Source organism: Streptomyces sp. x-80 (assembly GCF_046549095.1).
Lineage (GTDB): Bacteria > Actinomycetota > Actinomycetes > Streptomycetales > Streptomycetaceae > Streptomyces > Streptomyces celluloflavus.
Genome location: NZ_JAJPWM010000022.1, coordinates 84,092 through 98,490, shown reverse-complemented (window position 1 = coordinate 98,490; position 14,399 = coordinate 84,092). Strand labels below are relative to the sequence as shown.

12 protein-coding genes are annotated in these 14,399 nt (G+C 74.8%); 5 read left to right on the top strand and 7 right to left on the bottom strand.

The genetic code is table 11. The features are described 5' to 3' along the window. Positions 1-129: 129 nt before the first annotated feature. The 3 genes from ACLJWH_RS34135 to ACLJWH_RS34125 all read left to right on the top strand — a co-directional run bounded on the left by ACLJWH_RS34135 (position 130) and on the right by ACLJWH_RS34125 (position 3,705). Complete coding sequence (locus ACLJWH_RS34135) at positions 130-1,278, top strand: nucleotide disphospho-sugar-binding domain-containing protein (protein ID WP_411145666.1); 1,149 nt, start codon at positions 130-132, stop codon at positions 1,276-1,278. Continuing rightward, positions 1,275-2,603 (top strand): enterochelin esterase, encoded by a 1,329-nt coding sequence (gene fes, locus ACLJWH_RS34130; protein WP_411145665.1) that lies wholly within the window; start codon positions 1,275-1,277, stop codon positions 2,601-2,603. The genes ACLJWH_RS34135 and fes overlap by 4 nt, the downstream gene beginning before the upstream one ends. 103 nt (positions 2,604-2,706) lie before the next feature. Next, positions 2,707-3,705 carry an ABC transporter substrate-binding protein gene (locus ACLJWH_RS34125; protein WP_411145664.1) on the top strand — a complete coding sequence of 333 codons (999 nt, stop codon included), beginning with the start codon at positions 2,707-2,709 and terminating at the stop codon, positions 3,703-3,705. 209 nt (positions 3,706-3,914) lie between these two features. Here ACLJWH_RS34125 and ACLJWH_RS34120 read toward each other — a convergent pair whose 3' ends face one another. Together ACLJWH_RS34120 and dhbC are read right to left on the bottom strand one after the other, a co-directional pair. Continuing rightward, on the bottom strand, positions 3,915-5,594 hold the full coding sequence (locus tag ACLJWH_RS34120; RefSeq protein WP_411145663.1) for a (2,3-dihydroxybenzoyl)adenylate synthase: 1,680 nt from the start codon (positions 5,592-5,594) through the stop codon (positions 3,915-3,917). After that, positions 5,591-6,796 carry an isochorismate synthase DhbC gene (dhbC, locus tag ACLJWH_RS34115; RefSeq protein WP_411145662.1) on the bottom strand — a complete coding sequence of 402 codons (1,206 nt, stop codon included), beginning with the start codon at positions 6,794-6,796 and terminating at the stop codon, positions 5,591-5,593. The genes ACLJWH_RS34120 and dhbC overlap by 4 nt, the downstream gene beginning before the upstream one ends. Before the next feature lie 360 nt (positions 6,797-7,156). Here dhbC and ACLJWH_RS34110 point away from each other — a divergent pair, with 360 nt between their 5' ends. Both ACLJWH_RS34110 and ACLJWH_RS34105 read left to right on the top strand, forming a co-directional pair. Beyond that, positions 7,157-8,236, top strand: a complete 1,080-nt coding sequence (locus tag ACLJWH_RS34110; protein WP_411145661.1) for an enoyl-CoA hydratase/isomerase family protein — start codon at positions 7,157-7,159, stop codon at positions 8,234-8,236. A 208-nt stretch (positions 8,237-8,444) separates the two neighbouring features. Then, positions 8,445-10,475 carry an ATP-binding protein gene (locus ACLJWH_RS34105; protein ID WP_411145660.1) on the top strand — a complete coding sequence of 677 codons (2,031 nt, stop codon included), beginning with the start codon at positions 8,445-8,447 and terminating at the stop codon, positions 10,473-10,475. An 18-nt stretch (positions 10,476-10,493) separates the two neighbouring features. On the opposite strand, the gene ACLJWH_RS34100 is transcribed toward ACLJWH_RS34105, so the two are convergent. Genes ACLJWH_RS34100 through ACLJWH_RS34080 form a run of 5 tightly spaced genes read right to left on the bottom strand, consistent with a single transcriptional unit; the run spans position 10,494 to position 14,316 of the window. Continuing rightward, a complete protein-coding gene (locus ACLJWH_RS34100; protein WP_411145659.1) occupies positions 10,494-11,534 on the bottom strand; it encodes a serine hydrolase domain-containing protein in 1,041 nt (346 codons plus the stop codon). Next, positions 11,531-12,463 (bottom strand): DUF6895 family protein, encoded by a 933-nt coding sequence (locus ACLJWH_RS34095; RefSeq protein WP_411145658.1) that lies wholly within the window; start codon positions 12,461-12,463, stop codon positions 11,531-11,533. The genes ACLJWH_RS34100 and ACLJWH_RS34095 overlap by 4 nt, the downstream gene beginning before the upstream one ends. Further along, on the bottom strand, positions 12,460-13,425 hold the full coding sequence (locus ACLJWH_RS34090) for a DUF6895 family protein (RefSeq protein WP_411145657.1): 966 nt from the start codon (positions 13,423-13,425) through the stop codon (positions 12,460-12,462). The genes ACLJWH_RS34095 and ACLJWH_RS34090 overlap by 4 nt, the downstream gene beginning before the upstream one ends. Further along, on the bottom strand, positions 13,422-14,081 hold the full coding sequence (locus ACLJWH_RS34085) for a hypothetical protein (protein ID WP_411145656.1): 660 nt from the start codon (positions 14,079-14,081) through the stop codon (positions 13,422-13,424). The genes ACLJWH_RS34090 and ACLJWH_RS34085 overlap by 4 nt, the downstream gene beginning before the upstream one ends. Before the next feature lie 49 nt (positions 14,082-14,130). Continuing rightward, positions 14,131-14,316 carry a hypothetical protein gene (locus ACLJWH_RS34080; protein WP_052854250.1) on the bottom strand — a complete coding sequence of 62 codons (186 nt, stop codon included), beginning with the start codon at positions 14,314-14,316 and terminating at the stop codon, positions 14,131-14,133. Positions 14,317-14,399: the final 83 nt, after the last annotated feature.

The following is a 14,399-nucleotide window of genomic DNA, read 5'->3' as shown; positions in this document are numbered from 1 at the left end:
AGACGGCGCGACACCCGGCAACACGTCCCGCCGAGAGCGCATATGACGGCAGCTCAGCGGTGCCGGCGGCGACGCGGGACACCGCGGGACGACACGAGACGACAGGTAACGACGGAAGTGGAGAGCAACATGCGTGTCCTTTTCGCCGGGCCGCCCTTCTTCGGGCTCCTCTACCCGATGGTGCCGCTGGCCCAGGCGCTGCGCGCGGCCGGCCACGAGGTGCTCATGGGCACCTGCGGCGCCGCGGTGGGGCACACCGTGCGGGCCGGTCTGCCCGCCGTCGACTGCGCACCGGGCCTCGACCCCGACGCGCGCTACGCACAGCTGGAGCGGGACCGCCGCGGCAAGCGGCCACCGGTACCGGGGGAGGGCGGCGAACCACCCCGCGGCCAGGGGTTCTCCTTCTTCAGCGACGAGATGGCCGACGGCATGGTGAAGCTCGCCCGGCACTGGCGCCCCGACCTCGTCGTGCACACCCCCAACGGTGTCGTCGGACAGCTGGTGGCCGCGCGGCTCGGCGTCCCCTCCGTGCTGCACGCCGTCGGCTTCGGGCACACCGCCGCACATGTGCGGATGATGAACAACGCGCTCGCCGGCGCCTACGACCGGCACGGCCTCACCGGCCCCGAACCCCTCGCCGCCTGGCTCGACGTCACCCCGCCGAGCATGACCGTCACCACGGAACCCGACCGCTGGTTCCTGCGCCATGTGCCCTACAACGGCGGCGCCGCACTGCCCGACTGGCTCTTCACCCCGACCGGCCGCCCGCGGGTCGCCGTCACGCTCGGCACCGTACGCCCCGTCGTGGACGGCGTCTCCCCGGTGCGCTGGGTGGTGGACGCGGCCCGCGCCGTCGACGCCGAATTCGTACTGGCCCTGGGCGGCGCCGACCTCGCCGGCCTCGGCCCGCTCCCGGAGAACGTCCGCCCGGTGGACTGGACACCCCTCAACGCACTGCTCGCCGCCAGCGACGCGGTCATCCACCACGGCGGTGCGGGCACCACCCTGGCCGCACTGGACTCCGGCCTGCCGCAGATCGTCCTGGGGGAGGGCGCGGACCGCCCGGCCAACGCGGCCGCGGTACGCGACCGTGGCTGCGGACTCGTGCCGGCGGGCCCCGACGCGTGCACCCCCGGACTCGTCGAACGGCTGCTGACCGACGAGGAGTTGCGCACCCAGGCCCGTACGGTGGCCGCCGAGATGGCCGCCCTGCCGAGCCCCGCCGACCTCGTCGGCCGCCTCGTCGAACTGGCCCGCACCCACGGGCGGGCCGGATGAACGGCGCCGCACCCACCGCCCCCGGCGCGCCCCCGTGGGCGCGGACCGCAACCGCGGACCGGCCGCTGCCCCGCCCCGCGGCCGGCGCCCGGATCACCCGGCTCGCCCACCGCCTCGACGCCGCCGGGCCGGACGAACGCACCGCCCTGGTCGCGGACTTCTGGGCGGCGGCCGAGCGGTCCGGCACCCCGCTGGTCGAACCCCTCGACGGCGACCCGGACCACCGGGCCGTCACCTTCCTGTGGCGCGGCCACCGCGCCACCCGCCAGGTCCTGCTGCTCGCCAACCGCCTCATGGACCGCGACCACCTCGCCGGCTCGCTGCTCACCCGGCTGCCGGGCACCGACATCTGGTACCGCACCCAGCGGCTGCGCGCCGACCACCGGGGCTCCTACCGGATCGTCGCCGACCTCTCGCCCGGCCCGCCGCCGGCCGGCGCCGGACCGCTCCAGAACCGCCTGCGCGCACTGACCGCGCACGCGGCACCCGACCCGCTCAACCCCGCGCGCATTGCGGGCCGTTGGGGCGCTCCGGACAGCTCGGTCTTCGCCCTGCCGCAGGCCCCGCCGCAGCCGTGGCACGCGCGGCGCGCCGACGCGCCACGCGGCACGGCCGAACGGCACCGCTTCCCCGGCGCGACGCTCGGCGACGAGCGCGACATCTGGGTCTACGTCCCCCCGGACCACGTCGCGGCCGCCCCGCTCGATGTGCTCGTCCTGAGCGACGGCGACATGTGGTTCGGCGCGCTCGGCATCCAGCACACCCTCGACGCGCTGATCGCCGACCGGGCGATCCCGCCGCTGCTGGTGCTGTCGCCGGACGCCGTCGACAACGCCACCCGGTGGCGGGAGCTGGGCGCCCGCGACTCCTGGGCCGACTTCCTGGCACAGGCGCTGCTGCCCTGGGCGGCGGAGCGCTGGCCGCTCACCGCCGACCCGGCCCGCACCGTCGTGGCGGGCCAGAGCCTGGGCGGGCTGGCCGCGCTGTACGCCTGCTTCCGCCACCCCGGCCGGTTCGGCAACGCGCTGGCCCAGTCGCCGTCCCTGTGGTGGCGCCCCGGTATGCCCCGCGGCGTACCGAAGACCATGACCGGCGGCGTCCCCTGGCTGGCGCAGCAGTTCGCGGACGCCGGCCCGCGCGCCGTCCGGGTCCACCTCGACGTCGGGCTGCACGAGGGAGCGATGGTCGACCACAGCCGGACGCTCCACGACATCCTGCGTGCCCGCGACTACCGCGTCACCCGGACCGAGTTCAACGGCGGTCACGATTACGCCTGTTGGCGCGGCGGCCTGGCCGACGGCCTGGTCTCCCTCCTCGGCCGCTGACCACCCCCGGGGAGCGCGTCCGCTGCCCGGCCCCCTCCCGCCGCATCACCGGCACCCTCCGACCCGTCCCCTCCCCCTCCCCAACGAACCAGGAGCCACCCCCATGCCGCGTGCTTCCCAGCCGCACCGATCCGCCGTCCGCAGCGCGGCCGCCCTCCCCGCCGTCGTGCTCGCCGCATCCCTCGCGCTGACCGCCTGCGGCGGCGGTACGACGTCCGGCGCGGCCGGGGCGCCGGCGGACCGGGCCGCCGGTACGCGCAGCGTCACCGACGCCAACGGCAAGCAGGTCACCGTGCCCGCGGCGCCCAAGAAGGTCGTCACGCTCAGCGAACCGACCCTCGACGCGGCGCTCACCCTCGGCTTCAAGCCGGTCGGTGCCACCGCCGGACGCGGCCAGCACGGCGTCTCGGCATACCTCGCCGGCAAGGCGGGCGGGGCCGAGATCGTCGCCACCGTCGCCGAACCCGACCTGGAGAAGCTCGCCACCCTCCAGCCGGACCTGATCCTGGTGGACGAGACCGTCGGCGCCAAGCGGGTGCTCGACAAGCTCCAGGGCATTGCGCCCACCGTGCTCACCGCCAAGCTCAACGAGGACTGGAAGAAGGCGTTCACCGCCACCGCGGACGCGCTCAACAAGAAGCCGGACGCCGAGAAGTGGCTCGGCCGCTTCGACTCCGAGGTGACGGCCACCAAGAACGCCCTCAAGGGCAACGCCGGGGCCGTCACCAGTGTCGTCCGCTGGCAGGACGGCGCGCCCTCGATCGTCGGCAAGGGCAAGGGCCATGTCGGCGCCACCCTCGCCGCGCTCGGGCTCAAGCGCCCGCCGAACCAGCAGGGCGAGAGCGCCGGCCACAGCGAGCCGGTGAGCCTGGAGAAGCTGGACACGATCGACGGCGACTGGCTGTTCTTCGGCACGCTCGGCGACAAGGCCGCGGGCCAGAAGGCGTACGAGGAGGCCAAGAAGGTGCCCAACTTCGGTCAGCTGAAGGCCGAGAAGAAGGGCCATGTCGTCGTCATCGAGGGCGCCGCCTGGAACAGCGCGGGCGGTCCGATTGCCGCGCAGACGGTGCTGGACAACGTCAAGAGCGCCCTCGCGGGCTGACGTCCGGGCAGGCCGCGGGCCGACGCCCGGGAACTGACGGAGCGGCCGACGCCGGTGGGCGTCGGCCGCTCCGTCATGTCCCCGGCCGGATGCTGCCGGTACCACCCACCGGCCCCGCGCCCGTACCGCACCCGGCTGCCGCGCACCACGTACGGCACGAGGGCCCCGCGCGGCATCGCGGGGCCCTCGTGAGCAGTCGGTCCGCCGGGTCACTCCACGGCGGGTACCGGCACCGGTCCGGTGTCCCGTTCCGGCGCGCGGGCCGTGCGGGCGGCCGCGGCCCGGAGGTCCTTCTTGGAGATCTTGCCGATACCGGTCTGCGGGAAGGCGGTCACGAACTCCACCCGGTCGGGCACCTTGTAGGCGGCCAGGCCCCGTTGGCGGATGAACGCCTTGACGGCGGCCGGCTTCAGCGGCCCGGCCCCGGCCCGCAGGATGACGTACGCGCAGGTGCGCTCGCCCAGATACGGGTCGGCCTCCGCCACGAGATTGGCGTCGTGCACGGCGGGGTGGGCGAGCAGATGGTTCTCCACCTCCTCGGCCGCGATCTTCTCGCCGCCCCGGTTGATCTGGTCCTTGGCCCGTCCCTCGACCACCAGATGGCCGGTGGCGGTGAGCCGGACGATGTCGCCGGTGCGGTAGAAGCCGTCCTCGGTGAAGGCCGTGGCGTTGTGCCCGGGAGCCCGCCAGTAGCCGCGGATGGTGTACGGGCCGCGGGTCAGCAGATGGCCCGCCTCCCCGGCCGGCACCTCGCGGTCCTCGTCGTCCACGACCCTGATCTCGTCGTCGGGCGAGATCGGCCGGCCCTGGGTGGTGACGATGACCTCCGCCGGGTCGTCCAGCCGGGTGTAGTTGACCAGGCCCTCGGCCATCCCGAAGACCTGCTGCACGGTGCAGCCGAGCGCCGGCCGGACCCGCCGGGCCGCCTCCTCGCTGAACTTGGCACCGCCCACCAGCAGGACGCCGAGGCTGCTGAGGTCGTACGCGGAGGTGGCCGCCGCCTCCGTCCACACCAGCGCCAGCGGCGGCACCACCCCGGTGAGGGTGACGCCTTCCCGCTCGATCAGCGGGAAGGCGGTGTCCGGGCTGGGCTCCGGACAGAGCACCACCCGGCCGCCCGCGTACAGCGCGCCGAGGGTGCCGGGCGAGGAGAGCGGGAAGTTGTGCGCCGCGGGCAGCACGCACAGATACACGCAATGCTCGTCGACGCCGCAGATCTCGTTGGAGCCGCGCACCGAGTAGAGGTAGTCGTCATGGGTGCGCGGGATCAGCTTGGGGATGCCCGTACTGCCGCCGGACAGCTGGAGGAACGCCAGCTCGTGCGGCTCCGGCCCGGTGATCTCGACGGGCTCCGCGGGGACGGCGGCGAGCGGTTCGCAGCCGTCGTCCGCGTCCGCCGGACCGCCGCCCGCCACGAACACATGGCGCAGCGCGGGCGCCGTCGCGCGGACCTTCCCGGCCAGCGCCCGGTAGTCGTAGCCGCCGTGTCCGGCCGGGATGACGTAGGCGACGGCCTCGGTGAAGGCGCAGAAGTAGCCGATCTCGCTCTCGCGGTGCGCGGGCAGCGCGAAGACCGGGAGCGCGCCGATCCGGAAGAGCGCGAAGATCACCTCGAAGAACTCCGCGACATTGGGCAGCTGGACGACGACCCGGTCGCCCTTGGCGATACCCCGCGCGAGGAAACCGGCCGCCAGCCGGTCGGCGCGCTCGTCGAGTTCGCGGTACGTACGGCGCACACCGGCCGCCGGATCGACGACGGCGATCCGGTCCGGGTGCGCGGCGGCACGGTCCCGCAGCACCTGTCCGAAGGTCTCGCCGCGCCACCAGCCGGCCGCGCGGTAGCGCGCGGCGAACTCGGCGGGCCAGGTCGGCGTGGGCACGGCGCTCACAGCTCGGCCCCCACGGCGTGCAGGAAGGTACGGAACTTGGCGGCCGTCTCGGCGGTCTCCGCCGCCGGGTCGGAGGCGGCGACGACGCCCGCGCCCGCGTACAGCCGCAGCGAGCGCTCCGCGGCCTCGGCGCAGCGGATGGTCACCACCCACTCGCCGTCGCCGTGCGCGTCGCCCCAGCCGATCATGCCGGTGAAGAAGCCGCGGTCGAACGGCTCGGTCGCGCCGATCACCTCGCGGGCGGTGTCGGTCGGGGTGCCGCAGACGGCGGGGGTGGGGTGCAGCGCACAGGCCAGTTCGAGCGCCGAGGCGTCCGGCGTGGCGAGGGTGCCGTGCACAGTGGTGGACAGATGCCACATGGTGGCGGTGCGCACCAGGGTGGGCCGCTCGGGGACCTCCAGCGCCGTGCAGTAGGGCGCGAGCGCCTCGCGTACCGCGTCCACCACGACGGAGTGCTCGTGCAGGTCCTTCGCGGACCGGAGCAGCGCGGCGGCGCGACGCACGTCCTCGGCGAGGTCGGGGCTGCGCTGCGCCGATCCGGCGAGCGGGTTGGCGACGACGCGCGGTCCGCGCCGGGAGACCAGCAGTTCGGGGCTGGCGCCGAGCAGCGTCCGGCCGGGCGCGGTGGGCAGCGCGAAGGTGTAGCCGGACGGGTCGCGGCGGGCCAGCCGTTGCAGCATCGCGGGGATGTCCAGCGGCGCGGGGGCGGTGAGTTCGAGGGTGCGGGCCAGCACGACCTTGCTGAACTCGCCGCGCCACATGCGCTCGACGGCGTCGGCGACGCCCGCCCCGTACACCTCGGGCGCCGGGTGCGGGCGTATCTGCCAGTCCGTCGCGGCCGGTGCCTCGGCGGGCAGTGCGATCAGCGGGTCCGCGGTGAGCGGCGGCGCGCTGCGCACCGACTCGGCGACGACCAGGGCGGCGGGCGCGGCGTGGTCGAAGGGGGTGGCACCGATGACGACCGGCGCGCGGTGCCCCGCGGCGCGGGCCGCGTCCAGCGCGGCGGCCACCCGTTGCGGCAACGGGCCCGTTCCGTGCGGCACTTCACGCTCCACGCCGTGTGCCAGCAGCGTACGGGTGGGGGTGGCCAGGAAGCGGTCGCCGGGCGAGTAGCCGTCCAGGAGCGCGGTGGCCGCCCCCACGGCGGGGTGGGCCGGGCCGGTCGCTGGGGCGTGCGTGGCGACTTCGGGTGCCGTCGGCACGGGGACTCCATTTCTCCGAAGGTCCCGTCGGGAACCGATGAGGGGTGTGCAGGGAACCGATGAGGGTGGGCGAAGTGCGGTGTCCGGCCGGAGTTCCGGCACGGCCGTGCCGGCGTTGCCGTCATGGACCGGTGCGGTCCGGCACGGAGACCGCCCTAACGAGTAAGGTGAGCCTAACCTAAGCCTAAAGGATTGCCCAGTGATCGGAATCCGGCGGCGGACCGCAACGGCGAAGCCGCCACCACCGTCTGATGGAGTGGGGGCGAGCAACCGCCCGCGGCCCGCGGGCGCAGCGGATCCTGGAAAGGACGACGAGACCATGTGTGTCACTGCCGCACCGGCGCCGAGCGGAGCGGGCCGATGAGCGCCGACGACTCCGTACTCCTGCACACCGAAGGCCGGGCCGGATACCTCACCCTCAACCGGCCCCGCGCCCTCAACGCCCTCGACCACGCCATGGTGCGCCGCATCGACGAGGCGCTCACCGCATGGGAGCACGACCCGGCGGTGGCCACCGTCGTCCTCCGCGGCGCCGGTGCGCGCGGGCTCTGCGCCGGCGGCGACATCCGCGCCATCCACCAGGACGCCAGTGCCGGCGGCGGAGCCGCGTCGCGGGCCTTCTGGCGCGACGAATACCGCCTCAACGCCCGGATCGCCCGCTACCCCAAGCCCTATGTCGCCCTGATGGACGGCATCGTGATGGGCGGCGGCGTCGGCCTCTCCGCGCACGCCGGGGTACGGATCGTCACCGAGCGCTCCCGGATCGCCATGCCGGAGACCGGCATCGGCTTCGTACCCGACGTCGGCGGGACCTTCCTGCTGGCCCGCGCCCCCGGCGAACTGGGCACCCACCTCGCGCTCACCGGTGCCGCGGTCGGCGCGGCCGACGCCCTGCTGCTGGGGCTCGCCGACCACTTCGTGCCCGCCGCGCGGCTGCCGGACCTCGCCGACGGGCTGGCCGGCGCCGGTGTGCCGGAGACCGTGGCCCGGTACGCCGCCGCCACCGCGCCCGGCGGCGAACTCGCCGCCCACCGGGAGTGGATCGACAGCTGCTACGCGGCCGACACCGTCGAGGAGATCACCGAGCGGCTGGTGGCCAGCGGTGAACAGGCCGCGAAGGAAGCGGCGGTGACCCTGTACACCAGGTCGCCCACCTCCCTGAAGGTCACCCTCGCCGCACTGCGCCGGGCCCGCGCGCTCGGCTCCCTGGAGCACGCCCTGGACCAGGAGTACCGCATCGCGTGCGCCATGCTGTCCTCGCCCGACCTGGTCGAGGGCATCCGCGCGCAGATCATCGACAAGGACCGCAACCCGCGCTGGACACCGGACCGGCCGGCCGCGGTGACCGCGGCCGAGGTCGCGCGGCACTTCGCACCGCCGGACGGGCCGGACCTCGGCCTCGGCGCAGGCACCGGCGGCACGGCCGTACCGGACGCGTGACGGCGCGCGAAACCCGCGCCGCGGCCCGGCCGGACGGCGGCGGGGGACGCCGTCCGTCAACCTCGTCGCGGTAGACCATCGGGTGACACCGGGCCCGCCGGACATTCCCGCCCTACCGCGCCACCACCGCGCCAGGGGCGGTGTCCGGCGGCCCGCGGGGGCGTCCGCCGTCCTCCCTCCGGTGCCGCGGGTGCGGCAAACTGGCCCGGTGGAGAGCAATATTCCCGAGGAATCGACCAGCTTTGTCGGTCGACGGGCCGAACTGCGCCGACTGGACAGCGAGTTGGCGCGGCACCGGCTGATCACCCTGACCGGGCCGGGTGGTGTGGGCAAGACACGGATCGCGATGCGGGCCGCCGGAGCGGCGCTGCCGCATTACCCCGACGGGGTGTGGTGGGCCGACCTCGCACCCCTCCACGGTGAACAACTGCTGCTGGCCACCGTCTCCGATGCCGTCGGGCTGTCCGACCACACGGCCCGGATGCCGGTGGCGGCACTGTGCGAATGGCTCGCCGACAAACAGCTGCTCCTGGTGCTGGACTCCTGTGAACACCTCGTCGACGCCTGCCGCAACCTGACCGGCGATCTGCTGACCGCCGCCCCCGGCCTCACCGTGCTCGTCACCAGCCGGCAGCCGCTGGAGGTCGGCGGCGAATGGGTCACCGAGATCGAACCGCTGCCCGTCGAGGGTGACAACGATGCCCTCGCCCTGCTCGCGGACCGGGCGGCCACCGCGTCCCCCGGGCTCCGGCTCACCGACCCGTCGCACGCGGCGGCCGCCGCCGAGATCTGCCGCCGCCTCGAAGGCATCCCCCTGGCCCTGGAACTGGCCGGCGCCCAACTCGCGGGCAGCACCCCCGAGCGGGTCGCCGAGCGGCTCAACTCCCGCTTCGACACCCTCGACGGCGCCGGCTGGGCATGGACCCCGCGCCACCGGACGCTGCGCACCGCCATCGGCTGGAGCCACGAACTGTGCGAACCGCTGGAGCGGCTGCTGTGGGCGCGGCTCTCGGTCTTCCGGGGATCGTTCGACGAGGCGTCCGCGCGGGCCGTCTGCGCCGGCGGCCCGCTCTCCGCACAGGGGGTCCGCACGGCGCTGGCCGGACTCGCCGCCAAATCGGTGCTCACCCGCGAGGGCCAGCGCTTCCGCATGCTCGACACCCTGCGTGAGTACGGCCGTATGTGGCTGGCGGAACTGCGCGAGGAACCGGCCCTGTCGGCCCGGCACGCCGCGCACTTCGTCGGCTTCGGCCGCCTGGCCGAGACCGGCTGGCTGGGCCCCGACCAGGTCAAGTGGTACCGACGGGTCGCCGAGGCGCATATCGACCTGTGCACCGCGCTGGACCACCTGCTCGTCGTCGACCCGGAACGCGCCCTCGAACTGAGCGCCGCGGTCGGCTTCTTCTGGAGCTGCTGCGGCCATCTGCACGAGGCCCGGGACTACTTGGAACGCGCCCTCGTCGCGCACCGCACCCCGTGCCCGGCCCGCACCCGGGCGCTGTGGGCGCTCGGTGTCGGCGTGCTGCTCCAGGGCGATCTGGAGACCGCCGACGAACTGGGCCGCCAGTGCTCCCGCGCCGCCCGCGCCGACGACGACGTGGAGGCGATGCTCGCGGCCGGCTACCTCGTCGGCCTCACCCACCTGATGGCGGGCCGGCCGCTGGCCGCGTACAGCGTCGCCGACCAGGCCCTCGGCCCGCTGGTGAACGCCCCGTTCGACTCTCCCGCCCGGCTGCGCTGCCATCTCATCCGGGTCTTCGCCCTCACCGGCCTGGGCAAGTTCGCCGAGGCGCGGACCGAGGCGACCGCACTGCGCCGCGGCTGTGTGGAGCTGGGCGAGTACTGGACCCGCGCCTACACCGACTACCAGCTCTCCCTGATCTCCCTCTTCCAGGGCCGCCCGAAGGACTCCGCGGACCACGCCCGCGCGATGCTCGCCGGGAAGAAGGGCATCGGCGACAACTTCGGTATCGCGCTCGGCCTCGACCTGCTGGCCGCCGCGGTGGCGGCGCAGGGCAACGGCGAGGGCGCCGCCCTGATCTACGGCAGCGGCCAGGCGTTCTGGCGCACCGTCGGCCACCCGCAGCGCGGTACACCGGAGCTGCGCGCGGTCCGCGAGGAGTGTGAGCAGCGGGCCCGCGCGGCGATCGGCGACCACGCCTACGCGGACGCCTTCCGCCGGGCCACCGAGGAACGCCCCGAGGCATCCCTCGCCCGGGTCCTGGCGGGTGAGCTGTAACGGCGCCGTGCGGCGGACTCAGGGCGCGGGCTCGCCGCCGAGCGCGTACAGCAGGTCGTACGCCGTCCCGGTCAGCCGGCAGCCGCGGCCGCGGCGGGTGGCGAGGGCGACGACGCCGGTCCGGGAGACCGGGTGATAGCCCAGGAACGCCTGCTGGCCGAAGGTCGCCCCGGCGTGGAAGAGCAGCGGTCCGCCCGGCGCGGGGTGCTGGTACCACGTCAGCGTATGGGTGTGGCGGTGCCGCCAGCCGCGCCGCAGCAGCGGGACCTGGACGTCGCGCAGCGGCCCGCTCAGCGGGGCGGCGTCGGGGGAGAGCAGCGCTTCGAGGTAGGTCAGCAGATCACCCGGGGTGGCGCGGACCGCCCCGGCGGCGACGAAGCCGCCCATGTCGGAGCCCGGCACCGGCGTACTGCCGTCCGTACGGTGCCCGACGGCGTCGGTGCCGGTGGCGCCGGGGCCCAGGGCGGTGCCGGTCAGCGCGAGCGGGCGCAGCACGCGGTCGGTGAGCAGTGCGCGGTAGTCGCTGCCGGCGGCCCGCGCCATGGCGGGGCCGAGCAGCGCCAGCCCGAGGTTGGAGTAGTGCCAGCGGGTGCCGGGCGGATGGCGGGGCCGGGTGCGGGCGAAGGTGCGCAGCAGCCGCTCGGTGTCGTACCCGGCGTAGCCGCTGCGGTACGGGCGCAGCAGCGCGCCGGCCACCAGGTCGCGCGGGACGCGCGGCAGCCCCGCGGTGTGCGTGGCCAGATGGCACAGCGTGATCCGGCGCGAGGCGGGGTGCGGGAGCCGCAGCTCCGGCAGATGGGCGGCGAGCGGATCGTCGAGGCGCAGCACCCCGGCGCGCGCCAGGTCGGCGAGGAGCAGCACGGTGAAGGTCTTGGAGAGCGAACCGAGCTCGTAGCGCAGCGCCTCCCGCGGCCGGGGCGGCGTGCGGGCGGTGCCGCCGGTGACCAGGGTGCGCTCGCCGCGGCGGGTCACGGCGAGCACGGTGTCCGGGGCGTCGACGGCGGCGAGCGCCCGGGTGAGGCGGTCCGCGAGGCCGGTGCCGGGGCCGTGGGGGCTCATCGGGCGGCGCCGGGGGAGAGCGCCCGGGAGGTGGCCATCGCGGAGGCGAACGCGGCGACCAGGGTGGGGTGGTGGACGAGGTCGAAGACCTCCGCCGCGTCACCGGCCGGCATCCCGTGCTGGATGGGCATCGCACCGCTGCCGCACTGCGCGGCGGCGTACCGCTCCCACAGCTCGCCGTCCAGCGTCGGACGTGGCAGGCAGGCGTCCACGACGAGGAGTTCGCCGAGCAGATCCCAGTGTTCGAGGTCCGCCCAGTCCTCCATCCACGCGGGCAGGTACCGCGTGAGGTAGGCGGCGATCGCCGGCGGGATCCGGCCGGGCGCCTCGCCCCAGTTGGTGAGGTGGAAGACGGTGTGGGTGAGGTCGTAGGCGATGTGGTACTGCACCGACCACGGTTCGGGCAGCTGCCCCAGCCAGGTGCGGGCCACGGCCCGGTCGAAGTCGCCGCTGGGCGCCAGCCCCATCTTGCGTTCGGCGTTGAGCACACCGAGCCGCCGGTTGGGCACCATCTCCAGCGCCGTCCACGTCGTGGTGCGCCGGCACACCTCGATGGCCGCCTCCAGCTGGGGGTGGCGGTGGCCCAGTTCGTGGAAGGGCGCGTAGATCTCCAGGGACACCGGGGAGAGCGGTTCGGCGCGCTGCAACGCGGCCAGCACATTGCCGCCGTCCAGCAGCTCCCGCCAGGCGAAGTCGAGCAGCTGCCCGGCGCGGGCGTGCTGCCGGGAGCCCGCCACGCCCTCCCGGAAGAGCACCTGCATATTGATCGCCAACTCGCCGATCGGCTTGAGGCGTTCGATCACCGCGCCGCTGGTGGCGTGGTCCTCGGGCGTCAGCCGGAAGTGCTCGCGGTGGGCGTCGAGCCAGGTCAGCGCGCGGTCACCAATCTGGTGCAGCAGCGCGGGGGGTGCGGCCGTCGGTACGGTCACGGGGCTGCCTCGCTTTCGAAGGGGGGCCGTCCGGCCGCTGCCGGGCCGCCCGCGGCCTCGGTGGCGGCGATCCGGGCGAGGGTGCCGGCGAAGACCGTCACCAGGGTGGAGTGGTAGCAGGCCAGGAAGGTCTCCGCGGGGTCGGCCGACGCCGCGGCGGTGCCGGTCTCGGGGACGGCGCCGTCGGCGGTCTGTGCGGCGGCCAGCCGCTGCCAGGCCGCCGCGTCGTACGGGGCGTCGGGCAGACAGGCCGTCACCGCCAGCAACTCGCCCACCAGGTCCCACAGCTGTTCCTCCAGCCAGCACTCCAGCCAGGCGGGCAGCCACAGGCGCAGATATCCGGCGTGCGCCGCGGGCAGCCGCCGGCGGGTGCGGCCCCAGTCGGTGAGGTGGAAGACGTCATGGGTCACGCCGTACGCCGCCTTGCGGTCCAGCGTCCACGGCTCCGGCAGCAGGCCCAGCCCGGTGTACGCGAACTCGGCGTCGGTGGCGGCGTGCCGGGGCAGGCCGATCCGCCGCTCCGCGTTGAGCACGCCGAGCGTACGGGTGTGGTCCTCGCGCGCCACCCGCCAGCCCCGCAGCCCGGTCGTCGTCACCAGCAGCTCCTCCACGGCGGCGTGGCGGAGCCCGGCCTGCGCGAAGGTCCCGTACAGCTCCACCGGATAGGTCGCCCGCGGCTCACCGCGGATCAGCTCGGCGAAGAGCTCCCCCTCGCCCGTCTCCTGCCAGGCGAAGGCGAAGAGGGCGTCCGCCCGCTCGCGGATCTCGCGCCGGGGGTGCGTCGTCCGGGTGAGGTCGGTGAGTTCGGCCAGTTCACCGAGGGGTTTGAGGGTCGTGTTGGGGTCGGCGTCGGTGGTCACGTCCGGTGGCAGACGGAAGGACGCGCGCGCCCTGTCCAGCCACCCCAGGCCGTCACCGACCAGCCGGTCCAGCAGCGCCGGGTCGCCCCGGCCGCCGGTCACCACCCCCGCCCGTGGAACCGCCGGGCGGCCACGACGTGCAGTGCCACCCGGGCATCGCCGCCGCTCATCTGCCGGACGAACGCCAGCCCGCCGTCGAGGCCCAGCGTCGGCGGCACCTCGGGCAGCCGGGCCAGCCAGCGGCCCAGACCGGCCGCCTGGAGCCAGTCCTGACGGCGTACCGCCCGGACGAAACCACGGGAGAGATCGTCGGTGCGCGCCGCCAGCGCCTCGGCCAGCCCCGGCGCCAGGCCGGGGAGCGCGAGGGCGGCGAGCTGGGAAGCCCGGTAGGACAGCCGTGGCCACGGATCGGTGCCGATCCACCCGGCGCCCGCCTCGGGCGGACGCGGCCAGCCGTCCGCGCCACCGTTCAGAAAGGCGTGCGACGCCTCGATCAGTCCCCGGTAGCTCCACACCGACACATCGGAGGCTGCCACCCCCGGCGGATATGCCGCGAGCGCCTCCCTGACCACACTCTCGTCCTCGCCGCCGGGTCCGGCCCGGTGGCCGAGCGCGTACGGTGCGAGCGCGTCGGCGCCCAGCACCCGGATCGCGGCCAGCGCCAGCGCGTCCCCCTGCCGGAGGGTGCGGGACAGCGCGTAAGGGTCGCCCTCACCCCGCAGGGCGAGGGCGACCCCTGTCGCAGCATCAGCGATCACAGCGCTCAGTGGGACTGCTTCCTGCGCCTGTTCAGCCAACGCAGGTCCCTTATCGGGCGTCCGTCTTCGGCCGCGGAGTGGGCGGCGAGATCAGGAGCAGGCCGAGGAGCAGTAGCCCTCCACCGCACTCGCGGGTGTCCCGGAAGACGGCGTCGGGTTCGGCGGAGTCCACCAGATTCTCGACCTCCGCGGTAAGGGTTACCGACTCGGCCGGTGCTGTGCGGTCCGTAATCATGCGATCAACTCCTTCTACGGGAGATCCCAGCGTTACATCCGGCACATTTCGCCGCAAACGGTAGAAACCGTCCCGGCGGTATT

Bases quoted from the DNA above. Each gene is read 5' to 3' on its own strand.
- ACLJWH_RS34100 (WP_411145659.1), bottom strand. From the start codon at position 11,534: ATGAGCCCCCACGGCCCCGGCACCGGCCTCGCGGACCGCCTCACCCGG.
- ACLJWH_RS34080 (WP_052854250.1), bottom strand. From the start codon at position 14,316: ATGATTACGGACCGCACAGCACCGGCCGAGTCGGTAACCCTTACCGCG.
- ACLJWH_RS34125 (WP_411145664.1), top strand. From the start codon at position 2,707: ATGCCGCGTGCTTCCCAGCCGCACCGATCCGCCGTCCGCAGCGCGGCC.
- fes (WP_411145665.1), top strand. From the start codon at position 1,275: ATGAACGGCGCCGCACCCACCGCCCCCGGCGCGCCCCCGTGGGCGCGG.
- ACLJWH_RS34110 (WP_411145661.1), top strand. From the start codon at position 7,157: ATGAGCGCCGACGACTCCGTACTCCTGCACACCGAAGGCCGGGCCGGA.
- ACLJWH_RS34135 (WP_411145666.1), top strand. From the start codon at position 130: ATGCGTGTCCTTTTCGCCGGGCCGCCCTTCTTCGGGCTCCTCTACCCG.